We start from the raw sequence: 15,226 nt of genomic DNA, 5'->3' as shown, positions 1-15,226 counted from the left end.
TCGATCGGGACTAGGGGGCGGTGTGATCGAATCCGCACCGATCCTGTTCTTCGATTCTGGCGTCGGCGGGCTGTCGGTGGTCGCGCCGACGCGCCTGCTGCTGCCGCGCGCATCGATCGTCTATGCCGCCGATTCGGCCGGCTTCCCTTACGGTACGCGGAGCGAGGCGGAGATCGCCGCGCGGGTGCCGGCGCTGCTCGGGCGGCTGGTCGAGCGTTATCGGCCGCGGCTGGTGGTGATCGCGTGCAACACCGCGTCGACGATCGCGCTGGCGACGGTGCGCGCCGCGCTCGACGTCGCGGTGGTCGGGACGGTGCCGGCGATCAAGCCGGCAGCGGCGATGAGCCGGTCGCGGGTGATCGGCGTGCTCGGCACCGCCGCGACGGTCCGCCAGCCGTATGTCGACGATCTGGCGGCGCGGTTCGCAACCGACTGCACGGTGCTGCGCTACGGGTCGGCGGCGCTGGTCGAGATTGCGGAGGCGAAACTGGCGGGGATCGACCCCGATCCGGCGGCGCTGGCGCGCGAGCTGGAAGGGCTGTTCGCGCAGCCGCGGGGCGCGGAGATCGACGTGATCGTCAATGCCTGCACGCACTTCCCGTTGCTGGAGACGGAGATGGCGGCGGTCGCGCCGGCCGGGGTGCGGTTCGTCGACGGCGGGCCGGGGATCGCGCGGCGGATCGTGCATCTCACCGAGGGACAGGCGTGGCCGGCGCATGCGGAAGACGTGCTGGTGTTCACGCGCCTTGGCGAGGTCGAGCGGCGGCTGGCGGCGGGGCTGGGATTCGCGCGGGTCGAGGCGCTATAGGCGCGGCGCCAGGGGGGTGGGGCAATTTGTCCACCCTTTTCGATTAGTGAGAATGCGGTTCTGCGCTGGCCATCGCCGGTCGGAGGGAGTAATCGCGGGCACCATGAAGACGGAGAGCATCGAAGCGCGCGGCGTCGATTATTCGCGCGTATTCACCCAGGCGATCGACCGGCTTCATGCCGAAGGCCGGTATCGCGTGTTCATCGACATCCTGCGCAACAAGGGCATGTTCCCCAATGCGCGGTGCTTCGCGGGGCATAACGGGCCGAAGCCGATCACCGTCTGGTGCTCGAACGACTATCTGGCGATGGGCCAGCATCCCAAGGTAATCGCGGCGATGGAGGAAGCGCTCCACGACGTCGGCGCGGGCTCGGGCGGAACGCGTAACATCGGCGGCAACACCCACTATCACGTCGATCTCGAAACCGAGCTGGCCGATCTGCACGGCAAGCAGGCGGCGTTGCTGTTCACCTCGGGCTATGTCTCGAACGAAGCGACGCTGTCGACGCTCGCCAAGGTGCTGCCGGGCTGCATCATCTATTCCGACGAGCTGAACCACGCCTCGATGATCGCGGGGATCCGCAATTCGGGGTGCGAGAAGCGCGTGTTCCGGCACAACGATCTCGCGCATCTCGAGGAATTGCTCGCCGCTGACGACGCGGCGGTGCCGAAGCTGATCGCGTTCGAGAGCGTCTATTCGATGGAAGGCGATGTCGCGCCGATCGCGGCGATCTGCGACCTCGCGGACAAATATAACGCGCTGACCTATCTCGACGAGGTTCATGCGGTCGGGATGTACGGCCCGCGCGGCGGCGGCATTTCGGAGCGCGACGGGGTCGCGCACCGGCTGACGATCATCGAGGGGACGTTGGGCAAGGCGTTCGGGGTGATGGGCGGCTATATCGCGGCCGATCGTACGATCGTCGACGTGATCCGCTCCTATGCGCCCGGATTCATCTTCACGACCTCGCTGTCGCCGGTACTGGTCGCGGGCGTGCTGGCGAGCGTGCGGCACCTGAAGCAATCGAGCGCGGAGCGCGACGGGCAGCAGGCGGCGGCGGCGACGCTGAAGGCGATGCTGCGCGACGCCGGGCTTCCGGTGATGGCGGGCGAGACGCATATCGTGCCGGTGATGGTCGGCGACCCGGTGAAGGCCAAGAAGATCAGCGACATCCTTCTCGCCGAATATGGCGTGTACGTGCAGCCGATCAATTATCCGACCGTGCCGCGCGGTGCCGAACGGCTGCGCTTCACGCCGGGGCCAGCGCACAGCGAGGCGATGATGCGCGAGCTGACCGACGCTTTGGTCGAGATCTGGGACCGGCTGGCGTTGCGCGCGGCGGCTTGAGCGTTGCCGTCTGGCTGGTTCGTGAGCGTGTGAAGACCAAGGGGCTTTCGCACGGAGGCGAGGAGGTGTCGCGTTTGGCGCATCCGGCTTGCGATCCTCTCATCGCCTGAAATCATCTCTTCGAGTATGATCCACCCGGCTTGAACCGTTTCCTATCGTCACCCCGGCGAAGGCCGTGGCCCAGTTGGGAAGGCTTACGAGATAGGGCGCGACCTCTATCATCAGCGTCCCCCAACTGGGCCCGGGCTTTCGCCGGGGTGACGCTTCAGCTTGGGTGGATCAAACTCTTGAGCTGCCTCGGGCGATGCATCTCTGCGTGCTCCGCGCCTCCGCATGAAACACTCTTTTCGTCGCGCTCGCCACGATGTTCGAGACGTTTAGTTGAGGCTCTCGTCTCGCCTGCCCAACATCGGCGGAAAGTACGGCACGGGCGCATTCGCCGGCATCGTCGCCAGCTCGCGTTCGATCGCTGCCGCACGGTCCTTTGCCGAGGGATGGGTGCGGCTGTGGAACATGCCGCCGTCGATCTTGCTACCGTACTCGCGCCAGAAGCGCGCCGCGAGTTGCGGGTCCCAGCCGGCGTTGCGGAGCAGATACGCGCCGAGCAGGTCGGCCTCGGTTTCGGTCTGACGGAACAGCCGCGCGTTGCGGCCGAATTCGGCGAGCAGCCCCCATTTGACCCCCGCCGCCTCGAGCCGGACGCGGTGGCGGAGGATCGCATGCGCCAGTTCGTGCGCGACGACGACCGCGATCTGATCGTCGCCGAAGCGCTCGAACAGCGCGCCGCCGACCTGCACGACATGGCCGTCCGAGGACGCGCCGAGCTTGCCGCCGGTCAGCACCTCGAACTCGACGCGGCAGCCGGGGCGCGGCTGGACCGTCACCTCGCGCACCGCACCGTCGCGCCGCACGGTCAGCGCGATCGGCGTGGCGACCGGGAGCGCCGCGATCCGCGCCTGCGCGGCGTCGCGGGTCGCGCTGGTCATCGCCGTTCCCGTCGTCGCGGGCGCGAGCGGCTGCGCGTCGATCGCGGTGACGCCATCGTTGGCGAGCACCCCGGCCTGTGCGGCGGGTGCGCCGGGCACGACCAGCTCGACCGCGACCGGCGCGGCGAAGGCGCTGCGCAATTCGGTCGGATATTGGTCGGCGGCGTGGAGCGTCGCGCCGATCACCGGCTGTTGCTCGCGACACAGCGGCGCATTGGCGGTGGTCAGCCGCCACGCGATCGCCGCGAGTCGCTGATCGACCTCGAGCAGACTGGGCGCGGCGGCGGCGGGCAGCGCGACGAGCGCCAGCAGAACGGCCAGAAAACGGAACATCATACGCATTACTCGGACGGACGGGCGGTCGGGCGGAACGCCGCAGGCTCGATGCCGTGGCGCTGCATCCGGTCGTACAGGCTGCGGCGCGGCAACTGCAACTCCGCCGCCGCCGCGCCGACATCGCCGCGCACCCGCTCCAGCGTGGCGCGGATCGCCGCCGCCTCGAAGCGGTCGACGCGTTCCGACAGCGGGAGCTGGTCGGCGGGTTCGGTCGCGCCGCCATCGACGCCGAGCACGACGCGCGCGGCGAAGTTGCGCAACTCGCGGACGTTGCCCGCCCAGTCGTCGCTGACCAGCCGCGCCTCGACCGCGGCGTCGATCATCGGCCGCTCGCGTCCGAAGCGCTCGGCGGCTTCGCCGAGAAAATAGGCGAACAGCAGCGGCACGTCGGCGCGCCGCTCGCGCAGCGGCGGGATGCGCAGCCGCACCGTCTCCAGCCGGTAGAGCAGATCGGCACGGAAGCGGCCATCCGCCGCAGCGGTCGACAGATCGGTCTTGGCGGCGGCGACGACGCGCAGGTTGACGACGCGCGGTGCCGCGCCTGCTTGCGGCAGCTCGCGCTCCTCGACGACGCGCAGCAGCTTGCCCTGCAAGGCCGGGGACATGCTGTCGATCTCGTCGAGGAACAAGGTCCCGCGATCGGCGTCGGCGATCCGCCCTGCCTGCGTGCGGTTGCCGAACAATGCCTCGTCGGCGATCGCATCGGGCAGCGCCGCGCAATCGACCGCGACGAACTGCCGCATGCGACGGTGGCTCCAGCGGTGGAGCAGCAGCGCGACCAGCTCCTTGCCGGTGCCGGTCTCGCCCTCGATCAGCACATCGACGTCGACATCGGCCAGTTGCCGGATCGTCTCGCGCAGCCGCACCATCACCGGCGTCTCGCCGATCAGCGGATAGTGCGTCTCGGCCTCGGCGGCGGCGACGCGCAGCCGGCGGTTTTCGAGCACCAGTCGCCGCACGTCGAGCGCGCGGCGGACGCTGGCGATCAGATGGTCGGCGGCGAACGGCTTGGCGATGAAGTCCCACGCGCCTTTCTTGAGCGCGGCGACCGCGGTGGCGATGTCGCCGTGCCCGGTCATCAGGATCACCGGCAGCTCGGGATCGCGCGCGGCGACCGCCTCGGCGAGCGCATGGCCGTCCATGCGCGGCATACGAAGGTCGCTGACGACGACGCCGGGAAAATCGGTGCCGAGCTGCGCCAGCGCGGCGCGCGCATCGGCGAACGGCTCGACCGCGATCCCGGCGATCGCGAAACTGTCGGCCAATGCGGTACGCAGACCGTCGTCATCGTCGATCAGCAGGACGCGCAGCGCGTCGCTCGCGGGCGAGTCACTCATGCGCGCTTCACCGAGGCCATGAACGCCGCGCCGCCGAGCGGCGAGGGCACGATCCGCAGCGCACCGTCGAACTGCGCCATGATATCGCGCGCGATGCCCAGCCCGAGCCCGAGCCCGTCGGGCTTGCCGGTGACGAACGGGCTGAACACCTCTTCCCCCAGCGTCGGGTCGATCCCGCTGCCGTTATCGGCCACGATCAGGTCCACGCATGTCTCCCGCTCCTCCACCAGCATAGCGATGCGCGGATCGTCGCGCCCCGCCACCGCATCGACCGCATTGTTGAGCAGGTTGACGAGCACCTGCTCCAGCCGCACCCGTCCGGCGATCACCGTCGGCTGGCCGCGCCCCGGCCAGTCGACCGCGACATGCGCGCCGCGCAGCCGGTCGCCAACCAGCAGCAGCGTGCCGTCGAGCACCTCGTCGAGCGCGACCGGTTCGATCCGCCCGCTGCCGCGGCGTGCGAAGCGGCGCATCTCCTGCGTGATCGACCCGATCCGCGCGGTCAGCGCCACCGCGCTTTCCAGCGTCGCGCGAACGCGATCGTTCCGTCCGGCGGCAAGGTGGTGCTGCGCATTCTCGGCGAGCGTGCGGATCGTCGCGACCGGCTGGTTGATCTCATGCGCAAGACCGGCGGTGATCGAGCCCAGAGACGCAAGGCGATTGGCCTGTGCCAGTTCCTCGCGCGCGGCGCGGAAGCGCTGGTCGGCGTCGGTGCGGCGCTCCATCTCCGCGCTCAGTTCGGCGGTGCGTTCGCTGACCGCGGCCTGCAACTGCGCGCGCACCCGCGCCGCGCGCGCCAGCCGCGTCGTCCGCCACACCAGCAACGCGGTCAACAGCAACAGCACGAGCGCGAAGGTGGCGGTGGCGAGACGCGCCAGTGCCGCCGCCTCGCGCAGCGCGCGCGCGATCGGAACGACGCGGACCAGCTGCCAGCCGGGTACGTCGAGCGTGGTCGCGACGGTCAATTGCCCGGGATCGGCACCGGGGCGCACCTGCGTCGGGGGCAGCGGCTCCGCACCGAACTGCCCGCTGGCGCGGATCGCGGCGCGGGTGGCGGGCGGAAGCGGGCGAAGCGTGTGCAGCACCTCGCGCGGGTCGGTGGTCGCGAGCACGATGCCGTTGCCATCGACCAGCAACGTCGTGCCGGGATCGTTGCGCCAGACGCGCGTCACCGCGTCGAATTCGACCTTCACCACCACCGCGCCCGCCGCACGGCCCGCTGCGTCGATGCGACGGCTGAGGAACAGTCCCGGCCGGCCGCTGACATTGCCCAGGGCGAAATATTCGGCGGCGCCGTCGCGCATCGCCAGCCGAAAATAGGGGCGGAAGCGATAATCGTGGCCGACGAAACTGTCCGGCGAGGCGGCGTTCGAGGCCGCCACCGTCATCCCGCGCGCGTCGATCGCATAGATCACCGCCGCGCCGGTGCGCTGCGCGAGCGGGGCGAGCTTGCGATCGAGCCGCCGTGCCGCGCCCGCACCGGTTCCACCGGCGAGCGCGTCGCGCAAGTCGCTGTATTCGCTGAGGACGATCGGGAGCAGCCGATATTTGGCAAGCTCGCTGTCGAGCAGCCGCGCCTGTTGCCGCGCCGTGGCCAGCGCCGCGGCGTGCGCCTCGGCGCGGGCGCGGCCGACGCTCCACGACGAAGCGACGAAATGGAACAGCGTCGTCAACGCGATCAGCGCCACCGCCACGATCAGCCGCAAGGAAAGACGCGCGGGCGACATGCGTGCAGGATATTGCAACGATGGTGGTGAAGTCACGCGGGTTCTCGCGAGCCGCGTCCTGATCTGTCGCAAGGTTTCCAAAAAGTTACGAGTGTTTTCATGATTTTAGCATACGGCCCCGCTGATTTTTGTGATCGCGCCTGTGCACGTCATGCTGTGCACAAGCCGAGGAACACGGCGAGAGAGGACCGAATGTACAGCATTTTCAATGGCGCACAGGCGAAAGTGACGCGTGGGGCAGCCATTCGCGGCCTCGTGATCGGTGCGTCGGCGCTGGTCGCTACTCCCGCGCTCGCCGATCCTGCTGCCACCGCGCAGGTCACTGGCACCAAGGAGTCGCCCGCCACGCCGTCGGTGGTCGGCTATCCGGCGATCGGCAATGGCGAGGGCACCGTCTCGGGCAAGTACAACGTCTCGCGCTGGGCCGAGGACTGGCGGTCGATGCGCGACCCGGCGAAGCGCGACGATCCGCTCGACCGGCTCAAGTTCCTGCCGCTGACGCAGGCGGGCGACGTCTATCTGACGCTGTCGGGCGAGTTCCGCTTCCGCGTACAGGAAACCACCAATCCGGATCTGCGCGAGCGCGAAGCGCAGCGGCAGGACCGGACGCGCGTGTACGTCGGCGCCGATCTGCATCTGGGCGACCATGTCCGCTTCTATGGTGAGCTGGCGCACGCGGGGGTGAGCGGGGTCAATATCGGCACGCCCGCCGCGAACATCACCAACCAGCTGACGCTGCAACAGGGCTTCGGCGAGGTGAAGGGCCGGATCGGCGGCGCCGAGGTCGGCGTGCGCGGCGGGCGGCAGGAATTCTCGGACGGTCCGAACCTGTTGACCTCGGTCCGCGACGACCCGACGCTGCACTTCGTGCTGGACGGCGTGCGCGGCTATGTGCGCGGGAAGCGCGTGCGCGCCGATGTGTTCGACCTGCGCTACGTCAATTACGGGCGTGAGGGGCTGAGCGACGACCGTACCGACGGGTCGCGGCGGTTCAGCGGGGTGACGTTCGGCTATGCGTTCCCGAACGACTTCCTCGGCACGTCGAAGCTGTTCTTCGACCCGTTCGTTTGGCGGCTGCGCACCCGCGGTGCGGTGTGGGGTCGCCAGACCGGGCGCGAGGAGCGGATGTTCTACGGTCTGCACCTGTACGGTGACGTGGATCGCGCGACGATCGACTGGACGATCAATCATCAGGGCGGCGACTTCAACGACCGCAAGATCGACGCGTGGCAGGCGTTCCTCGCGCAGACGTGGCGGGTCGGCAAATCGGCGACCGCCCCGCGCGTCGGCGTCCATGTCGATTACGGCAGCGGCGGCGGCGGGGTGAGCGGGCAGGGCGACCTGCGCACCGCCAGCGGGCTGTACGGCAACAACATCTATTACAGCTACCAGCTGTTCCTGACCCCGACCAACCTGATCGCGATCTCGCCCAACGTGACGGTGCAGCCGGTCAAGAACCTGCGCGTCACCGGCGAATATACGATGGCCTATCGCCCGAACGAGAACGAGGCGGTGTATCGCGCCTCGGGCGCGGCGTTCGCCAATACGCAGAACGTCGACGGCAAGCATATCGCCGACCTGATCCGCCTGCAGGCGGTATGGGCGCTGACCCCGCGCATCTCGCTGACCGGGCGGTACGAGCACATGATGGTCAAGGATGCGCTGGCCAATGCCGGCTACAAGAATTCGGATTTCCTGGCCGGCTGGGTCAGTTTCCGGTTCTGATATAAAGAGGAGAGACGCGATGGCGGGGACGCCGACGACCGACAATCGACTGAAATCCATTATCGGAGGATCGACCGGCAATCTGGTCGAATGGTTCGATTGGTACGTCTATTCGGCGTTCACGCTGTATTTCGCGCCGCACTTCTTCCCGTCGGGCGACCAGACCGCGCAATTGCTGAGCGCCGCCGCGGTGTTCGCGGTCGGCTTCGTGATGCGACCGATCGGCGCGTGGATCATGGGCATCTATGCCGATCGCAAGGGGCGCAAGGCCGGGCTGACCTTGTCGGTGACGCTGATGTGCGCCGGCTCGCTGATCATCGCGTGTACGCCGGGCTATGAGACGATCGGGCTCGCCGCGCCCGCGCTGCTGGTGCTCGCGCGGCTCATGCAGGGGCTGTCGGTCGGCGGCGAATATGGCGCGAGCGCGACCTATCTGTCGGAGATGGCGGGCAAGGATCGGCGCGGGTTCTTTTCGGCATTCCAGTATGTCACGCTGATTTCCGGCCAGCTGCTGGCGATCATGGTGCTGCTGATCCTGCAATCGGTGATGCCCAGGGCCGAGCTGGAGGCATGGGGCTGGCGCATTCCGTTCGTGGTCGGCGCGTTTCTGGCGGTCGTGGTCTTCTACTTGCGGCGCGGGCTGGCCGAGACGCAGAGCTTCAAGAACGCGCATGCCAATGAAGCGCCCAAGTCCGGCTTTATCGCGCTGCTGAAGAACCATCCGCGCGAAACCGCCTTGGTGATGCTGCTGACCGCCGGGGGCACGCTCGCCTTCTACGCCTATTCGATCTACATGCAGAAGTTCCTGGTCAACACCTCGGGCTTCTCCAAGGAAGTCGCGACGCAGATCAACGCCGTCACCCTGTTCGTCTTCATGCTGCTCCAGCCGGTCGCGGGCGGGCTGTCGGACCGGATCGGGCGCAAGCCGCTGATGGTGGCGTTCGGGGTCGCGGGGGTGCTGTTCACTTATCCGATCTTCTCGGCGCTGGAGGCGACGCGTGACCCGGTCACCGCCGGGCTGCTGGTGATGGCGTCGCTCATCATCGTCACCGGCTATACGTCGATCAACGCGGTGGTGAAGGCGGAGCTGTTCCCCGCGCACATCCGCGCGCTGGGTGTCGCGCTGCCCTATGCCTTGGCCAACACGCTGTTCGGCGGGACCGCCGAATATGTCGCGCTCAGCTTCAAGAGCCATGGGTGGGAGCAGGGCTTCTACTGGTATGTCACGGTGATGATCGGCATTTCGCTGCTGGTGTACCTGCGGATGCGCGATACCGGGCGCAACAGCCTGATCCGCGAGGATTGAGGGCTGCTTTGCCCCTCCCCTTCGGGGAGGGGTTGGGGTGGGGCGTATCCGCGAGGGCCGCGCTTGCGGACAGGCCCCACCCCCGGCTCCTCTTCTGAAGGGGATCGTTGCGAAAGTCGCCTTCTTGTACCCCGGCGAAGGCCGGGGCCCAGTCGGGAGGCGATTGTAACTAGCGGAAAGACCTTTCCAATCGGACCCCGGCCTCCGCCGGGGTACGGCTTGAAAAGGGGCGCTGCGCCGACCTTTTGCAACGATCCCCTGAAGGGGAGGGGACTGCGTCAGCCCGCTTCCTTGGGGTGGTTCCCCTCCCGCCAGCGGATCGCTACATCGGCGCGCATGACCGATATGCTGCTCGATCCGCTCGTCCTCCCCGATTTCGCCGCGCTGACGCCGGAGACGATCGCCCCCGCGCTCGACGCCGCGATCGCGCGCCACGCCGAGGCGGTCGAAAACGTCACGCGTGCCCGGCCGACGACGTTCGAACAGGCATGGCTGCCGCTCGAACGTGCCGAGGCGGGGGTCGATGCCTTGTGGTCGGCGGTGTCGCACCTGCGCGGGGTCGCGGACACGCCCGGGTTGCGCGCCGCGCACGCCGCGGGGCAGGAGAAACTGGTCCAGCATTTCATGGCGGTGGCGCAGAACCGCGACCTGTACGACGTGCTGACCGCGCTGGAGGCGTCGCCCGGCTTCGCCGATCTGCCGCAGGCCGATCGCGTCGCGGTCGAACATGCGATCCGCGACTTCCGGCTGGCGGGGGTCGCGCTCGACGCCGCGGAGCGTGAGCGGTTCGCGGCGGTGTCGGTCGAGCTGTCGGCGCTGTCGACCGAGTTCGGGAGCGCGGTGCTCGACGCGACGGATGCGTGGACCTGCCACATCACCGACGAGGCGCGGCTGGCGGGCATCTCCGCCCCCGACAAGGCGATGTTCGCCGCCGCGGCGCAGGCGAAGGGGCTGGACGGCTGGCTGGTCACGCTCCAGCAGCCGAGCGTCAATGCGGTGCTGACCTTCGCCGAGGATCGCGACCTCCGCGCCGACGTGTACCGCGCCTATGGCACGCGCGCCTCCGATCAGGGGCCGAACGCCGGCGCGCACGACAACGGCCCGCGGATCGCGCGCATCCTCGAGCTGCGGCGCGAGGCGGCGACGTTGCTCGGCTTCACCGATCCGGTCGCGCTGTCGCTGGAAACCAAGATGGCGCCAAATGCGGGCGAGGTGCTGGCCTTCCTGCGTGACCTCGGCCAGCGCGCGAAGCCGGCGGCGCAGCGCGATCTCGATGCCTTGCGGGCGTTCGCGGCCGACGAGCTGGGGATCACCGACCTCCAGCCGTGGGACGCGGGGTTCGCCGCCAACCGGCTGCGGCAGGCGCGCTATGCGGTCGACGAGCAGGAGGTGCGCGGTTACTTCCCGGTCGAGCGCGTCACCGCCGGCTGGCAGACGTTGCTGGGGCAGTTGTTCGGGCTGCGGCTCACCCGGCGCGACGATGTGCCGCTCTATCACCCCGACGCGCATTATTACGACGTCGCCGACGACAGCGGCGAGGTGTTCGCGGGCCTGTATCTCGACCTTCACGCACGCCCCGGCAAGCGCGGCGGGGCGTGGATGGCGCAGGCGCGCCCACGGCTGCGCGACGGCAACAACGTGCGGGTGCCGGTCGCCTATCTGGTCTGCAATTTCGCGCCGAAGGGCGAGGGACAGCCGTCGTTGCTCAGCCACAGCGATGTCGTGACCTTGCTTCACGAAACCGGCCATTGCCTCCACCATCTGTTCACGCGCGTCGACCGCCCGTCGATCGCGGGGACGAGCGGGTTCGAATGGGACGCGGTCGAGCTGCCGAGCCAGCTGATGGAGGATTTCGCCTGGGACCGCGCGGTGCTGACCGCGATGTCGGGGCATTACGAAAGCGGCGCGCCGCTGCCGCCCGACCTGTTCGACCGGATGGTCGCGGCGCGGCGCTTCCAGTCGGGGATGTTCATCGTCCGCCAGCTCGAATTCGCGCTGTTCGACCTGCTGCTCCACCTCGGCACGATGGGCAGCGACCCGATGGAGGTGATCGAGGCGGTGCGCGACGAGGTGTCGGTGCTGCGCCCGCCCGCCTGGCATCGCTTCCCGCACGCGTTCAGCCACATCTTCGCGGGCGGCTATGCCTCGGGCTATTACAGCTATTTGTGGGCCGAGGTGCTCGCCGCCGACGGCTTCGGCCGGTTCGCGGAGAACGGGCTGGTCGATCGCGCCACCGGCACCCTGCTGCGCGAGGAAGTGTTGTCGCGCGGCGCGACGCGCCCGGCGGCGGAGAGCTTCCGCGCGTTCCGCGGGCGCGACGCCGATCCGGTCGCGATGCTGGTCCGCCACGGCCTGCTGGAGGACGCGCAGTGAGCGTGCTGATCCTCACCACCGGCGGGACGATCGACAAACTTTATTTCGACGCGCTCAGCGAATATCAGATCGGCGACAGCGTGGTCGACCGGCTGCTGAAGACTGCGCGCGTCGCTTTGCCGTTTCGGGTGCACGAACTGCTCCGCAAGGACAGTTTGGAGCTCACCGATGACGACCGGGCGCTCATCTTGGGGGCTATTTTGGACGCGGATGAGTCACGGATCGTCATTACACATGGCACCGACACGATGACCGACACCGCCCGGGTTCTGGCCGGCAAGACCGACAAGACGATCGTGCTGGTCGGCGCGCTGGCCCCGGCGCGGTTCGCGGAGAGCGACGCCAGCTTCAATCTCGGCATGGCCTTCGCCACCGCGCAGGTCGCCGCGCCGGGCGTGTGGATCGCGATGAACGGCACGATCTTCGACGGGACCCGGGTGAGAAAGGATCGCTCGATCAACAGCTTCGTCGCGGCCGAATGACGCGCGACTGGCTGGCGGAGGCGGTCCGGCGGATCGAGGCGGATTACAACCGCAGCGCCGACACGCACCTGATCCAGGTCGATCTGCCGCATCATGACGGCATCCAGCTGTACCTGAAGGACGAGAGCAGCCACCCGACCGGCAGCCTCAAGCATCGGCTGGCGCGCTCGCTGTTCCTCTATGCGCTGTGCAACGAGTGGATCGGCCCCGACACCTGCGTGATCGAGGCGTCGTCGGGGTCGACCGCGGTCAGCGAAGCCTATTTCGCCAAGATGCTGGGCTTGCGCTTCATCGCGGTCGTCCCCGCGGCGACCGCCGCGCCCAAGCTCGACGCGATCCGCTTCCATGGCGGCGAGATCCATGCGGTCGATGACCCGCGCACGGTCTACGACGTCGCGCAGCGGCTCGCGCGCGAAACCGGCGGGCATTATCTCGACCAATTCACCTATGCCGAGCGCGCGACCGACTGGCGTGGCAACAACAATATCGCCGAGAGCATCTTCGCGCAGATGGCCGAAGAGGAGCATCCAATCCCGGCGTGGATCGTGTGCGGCGCGGGGACCGGCGGCACGTCGGCGACGATCGGGCGCTTCATCCGCTATCGCCGGTACGCCACGCAATTGTGCGTCGCCGATCCGGTCCATTCGATCTTCCATCGCCATTATGCGGACCGGGCGGCAGTGGCGCTGCCCGAGGGCTGCGCGTCGCGGATCGAGGGGATCGGGCGACCGCGCGTCGAGCCGAGCTTCGTGCCGGGTGTGATCGACCGGATGATCGCGGTCGCGGACGGCGACAGTATCGGCGCGATGCGCGCGCTGGGGCAGGTGCTCGGGCGGCGTGTCGGCGGATCGACGGGGACGAACCTGTGGGCGTGCGCGCGGCTGATCGGCGAGATGGCGGCGCGCGGTGAGCGCGGGAGCATCGTGACGTTGCTGTGCGACGGCGGCGATCGTTATGGGTGCACGTACCACGATTCGGCGTGGCTGGCGGAGAGTGGGCTGGCTTGGGAGCGGGCGGAGGCGGAGATGGCGGCGCTTCTCACCTGACTTCGTCATTGCGAGCGGAGCGAAGCAATCCAGGGCAGCGCGCGGAACACTGGATTGGTTCGCTCCGCTCGCAATGACGATGGTTGCAAGGTGGCTGCCCCCCCCGACCCACATCAACCGCGGGCCATTACCGCTTCCCCGCGCCCGCCCCATCGGTTAACAGCCTTGCCATGACGGCGGTGGATCAACCCGCGCAGGGACGTTTCGAGGGTAACAGCCACCTCTTCGCACTGCGCGTCTATTTCGAGGATACCGACCTGTCGGGCGTGGTCTATCACGCCAATTACCTGCGTTATCTGGAGCGCGCGCGCTCGGACATGCTGCGCGTCGGCGGGATCGACCAGCGCGCGACCTTCGAGGGTGGCGGCGGCGCCTATGCGATCACCGATCTGACGATCAAGTATCGCGCGCCCGCGCGGCTCGACGACGCGCTGCTGATTCAAAGCCGGGTGACCGCGATCCGCGCGGCGAGCGTCGTCATTCATCAGACAGTCAGGCGCGGGGCGGAAATGCTGGCGGACGCCACGGTGACCGCGGCGCTGGTCGGCCCCGACGGGCGGCCGCGTCGTCAACCCGCCGCCTGGGTCGATACGTTCCGGCGCCTCGCGTCATTGGGGGAAGAGACACCGTGAATCCGATTTTGCAGACCGATGCGGCCACGCTGTCGCCGATCGCGCTGTTCATGGAAGCCGATTGGGTGGTCAAGGCGGTGATGCTGGGGCTGCTGCTCGCCAGCATCTGGACCTGGGCGATCATCATCGGCTTCTGGCTGAAGCTGGGCCGTACGCGCCAGCGCACCGAGGCGTTCGAGCGTGATTTCTGGAAGGCCGAGGATATCGACGCCTTCTACAAGTCGCAGACGCACACCGATCTTCCTTCCGCGCGCGTGCTGAACGCGGGCGTCACCGAGTGGCGGCGCTCGACGCACGGGCAGAAGATCGACCGCGAGGGCACGCGTGAGCGGCTGGCGACCGTCATGGGCTCGGCGGTGGCGCGCGAGATCGATCAGCTGTCGGACCGGCTCAACGTGCTGGCGACGGTCGGTTCGGTCGCGCCGTTCGTTGGGCTGTTCGGCACCGTCTGGGGGATCATGCGCAGCTTCACCGCGATTGCCAGCCAGCAGAACACCAGCCTGTCGGTCGTCGCCCCCGGCATCGCCGAGGCGCTGTTCGCGACCGCGATCGGGCTGTTCGCGGCGATCCCGGCGGTGATCGCGTACAACCGTTTCAGCCATGCGATCAACCGCATCGAGGCGCGGCTGAACCGCTTCGCCGACGGCTTCCACGCCACGCTGTCGCGGCAGCTCGACGGCGAACGCTGATGGCGATGAACCTGCCTTCCGCGCGAGGCAAGGGTCGGCGCGCGCCGATGGCGGACATCAACGTCACGCCGCTGGTCGACGTGATGCTGGTGCTGCTGATCATCTTCATGGTCACCGCGCCGCTGCTGACGCAGGGCGTGCCGGTGAACCTGCCCGACAGCCGCGCCAAGCCGCTGGATCAGGAGCAGCAGCCGACCGAAATCTCGCTCGACGAACAGGGCCGGATCTTCATCGCCAAGGAGGAGGTCGCCGCCGACGCGCTGCCCGCAAGGCTCGCCACGATCGCTGAGACTGCGAAAGGCAACGAGCCGCCGCAGGTGTTCCTGCGCGCCGATCGCGGGCTGGATTACGGCCGCGTGATGCGCGTGATGGGCGAGCTGAACCGCGCGGGCCTGAACCGCGTCGCACTGGTGACGGTCGGCGAGGAATAA

General features: G+C 68.5%; 13 protein-coding genes. 10 read left to right on the top strand and 3 right to left on the bottom strand.

Features of this window, described 5'->3' with window-relative positions; genetic code table 11:
* Positions 1-22: 22 nt before the first annotated feature.
* Both murI and hemA read left to right on the top strand, forming a co-directional pair.
* On the top strand, positions 23-808 hold the full coding sequence (gene murI / locus PGN12_01130; GenBank protein MEH3102495.1) for a glutamate racemase: 786 nt from the start codon (positions 23-25) through the stop codon (positions 806-808).
* A 103-nt stretch (positions 809-911) separates the two neighbouring features.
* Positions 912-2,156: a 5-aminolevulinate synthase gene (gene hemA / locus PGN12_01125; protein ID MEH3102494.1), complete on the top strand. Its 1,245-nt coding sequence runs from the start codon at positions 912-914 to the stop codon at positions 2,154-2,156.
* 377 nt (positions 2,157-2,533) lie between these two features.
* On the opposite strand, the gene PGN12_01120 is transcribed toward hemA, so the two are convergent.
* Genes PGN12_01120 through PGN12_01110 form a run of 3 tightly spaced genes read right to left on the bottom strand, consistent with a single transcriptional unit; the run spans position 2,534 to position 6,542 of the window.
* Positions 2,534-3,475 carry a M48 family metallopeptidase gene (locus PGN12_01120; GenBank protein MEH3102493.1) on the bottom strand — a complete coding sequence of 314 codons (942 nt, stop codon included), beginning with the start codon at positions 3,473-3,475 and terminating at the stop codon, positions 2,534-2,536.
* A gap of 8 nt (positions 3,476-3,483) precedes the next feature.
* Positions 3,484-4,815, bottom strand: coding sequence for a sigma-54 dependent transcriptional regulator (locus PGN12_01115; GenBank protein ID MEH3102492.1), 1,332 nt, complete (start codon positions 4,813-4,815; stop codon positions 3,484-3,486).
* Positions 4,812-6,542, bottom strand: a complete 1,731-nt coding sequence (locus tag PGN12_01110; GenBank protein ID MEH3102491.1) for a cache domain-containing protein — start codon at positions 6,540-6,542, stop codon at positions 4,812-4,814. The genes PGN12_01115 and PGN12_01110 overlap by 4 nt, the downstream gene beginning before the upstream one ends.
* Before the next feature lie 192 nt (positions 6,543-6,734).
* On the opposite strand from PGN12_01110, the gene PGN12_01105 reads away from it, so the two are divergent.
* The 8 genes from PGN12_01105 (at position 6,735) to tolR (ending at position 15,226) form a co-directional block, all read left to right on the top strand.
* Positions 6,735-8,267 (top strand): alginate export family protein, encoded by a 1,533-nt coding sequence (locus tag PGN12_01105; GenBank protein ID MEH3102490.1) that lies wholly within the window; start codon positions 6,735-6,737, stop codon positions 8,265-8,267.
* 19 nt (positions 8,268-8,286) lie between these two features.
* A complete protein-coding gene (locus tag PGN12_01100) occupies positions 8,287-9,573 on the top strand; it encodes an MFS transporter (protein ID MEH3102489.1) in 1,287 nt (428 codons plus the stop codon).
* 336 nt (positions 9,574-9,909) lie between these two features.
* Positions 9,910-11,946 (top strand): M3 family metallopeptidase, encoded by a 2,037-nt coding sequence (locus PGN12_01095; protein ID MEH3102488.1) that lies wholly within the window; start codon positions 9,910-9,912, stop codon positions 11,944-11,946.
* Positions 11,943-12,428, top strand: coding sequence for an asparaginase domain-containing protein (locus PGN12_01090; GenBank protein MEH3102487.1), 486 nt, complete (start codon positions 11,943-11,945; stop codon positions 12,426-12,428). Before PGN12_01095 ends, PGN12_01090 begins: the two co-directional genes overlap by 4 nt.
* Positions 12,425-13,474 carry a PLP-dependent cysteine synthase family protein gene (locus PGN12_01085; protein ID MEH3102486.1) on the top strand — a complete coding sequence of 350 codons (1,050 nt, stop codon included), beginning with the start codon at positions 12,425-12,427 and terminating at the stop codon, positions 13,472-13,474. The genes PGN12_01090 and PGN12_01085 overlap by 4 nt, the downstream gene beginning before the upstream one ends.
* 170 nt (positions 13,475-13,644) lie before the next feature.
* The gene (locus tag PGN12_01080) at positions 13,645-14,106 is read left to right on the top strand and encodes a YbgC/FadM family acyl-CoA thioesterase (protein MEH3102485.1); all 462 of its coding nucleotides are present in this window, start codon (positions 13,645-13,647) and stop codon (positions 14,104-14,106) included.
* The gene (gene tolQ / locus PGN12_01075; protein MEH3102484.1) at positions 14,103-14,795 is read left to right on the top strand and encodes a protein TolQ; all 693 of its coding nucleotides are present in this window, start codon (positions 14,103-14,105) and stop codon (positions 14,793-14,795) included. Before PGN12_01080 ends, tolQ begins: the two co-directional genes overlap by 4 nt.
* Entirely contained in the window at positions 14,795-15,226 is a 432-nt protein-coding gene (gene tolR / locus PGN12_01070) for a protein TolR (GenBank protein MEH3102483.1), read from the top strand. Before tolQ ends, tolR begins: the two co-directional genes overlap by 1 nt.

Origin of the sequence: Sphingomonas phyllosphaerae (assembly GCA_036946405.1) — a bacterium.
GTDB classification, from domain to species: Bacteria; Pseudomonadota; Alphaproteobacteria; order Sphingomonadales; family Sphingomonadaceae; genus Sphingomonas; species Sphingomonas phyllosphaerae_D.
Note: the sequence above shows the minus strand (reverse complement) of the source record. Positions and strands in the feature narration are given on the sequence as shown.

What these genes read in the sequence shown, in the direction of transcription:
- PGN12_01115 (MEH3102492.1), bottom strand. Translation starts at nt 4,815, where the DNA reads ATGAGTGACTCGCCCGCGAGCGACGCGCTGCGCGTCCTGCTGATCGAC.
- PGN12_01110 (MEH3102491.1), bottom strand. Translation starts at nt 6,542, where the DNA reads ATGTCGCCCGCGCGTCTTTCCTTGCGGCTGATCGTGGCGGTGGCGCTG.
- PGN12_01120 (MEH3102493.1), bottom strand. Translation starts at nt 3,475, where the DNA reads ATGTTCCGTTTTCTGGCCGTTCTGCTGGCGCTCGTCGCGCTGCCCGCC.
- tolR (MEH3102483.1), top strand. Translation starts at nt 14,795, where the DNA reads ATGGCGATGAACCTGCCTTCCGCGCGAGGCAAGGGTCGGCGCGCGCCG.
- PGN12_01100 (MEH3102489.1), top strand. Translation starts at nt 8,287, where the DNA reads ATGGCGGGGACGCCGACGACCGACAATCGACTGAAATCCATTATCGGA.
- hemA (MEH3102494.1), top strand. Translation starts at nt 912, where the DNA reads ATGAAGACGGAGAGCATCGAAGCGCGCGGCGTCGATTATTCGCGCGTA.
- PGN12_01095 (MEH3102488.1), top strand. Translation starts at nt 9,910, where the DNA reads ATGACCGATATGCTGCTCGATCCGCTCGTCCTCCCCGATTTCGCCGCG.
- PGN12_01080 (MEH3102485.1), top strand. Translation starts at nt 13,645, where the DNA reads ATGACGGCGGTGGATCAACCCGCGCAGGGACGTTTCGAGGGTAACAGC.
- PGN12_01105 (MEH3102490.1), top strand. Translation starts at nt 6,735, where the DNA reads ATGTACAGCATTTTCAATGGCGCACAGGCGAAAGTGACGCGTGGGGCA.
- PGN12_01085 (MEH3102486.1), top strand. Translation starts at nt 12,425, where the DNA reads ATGACGCGCGACTGGCTGGCGGAGGCGGTCCGGCGGATCGAGGCGGAT.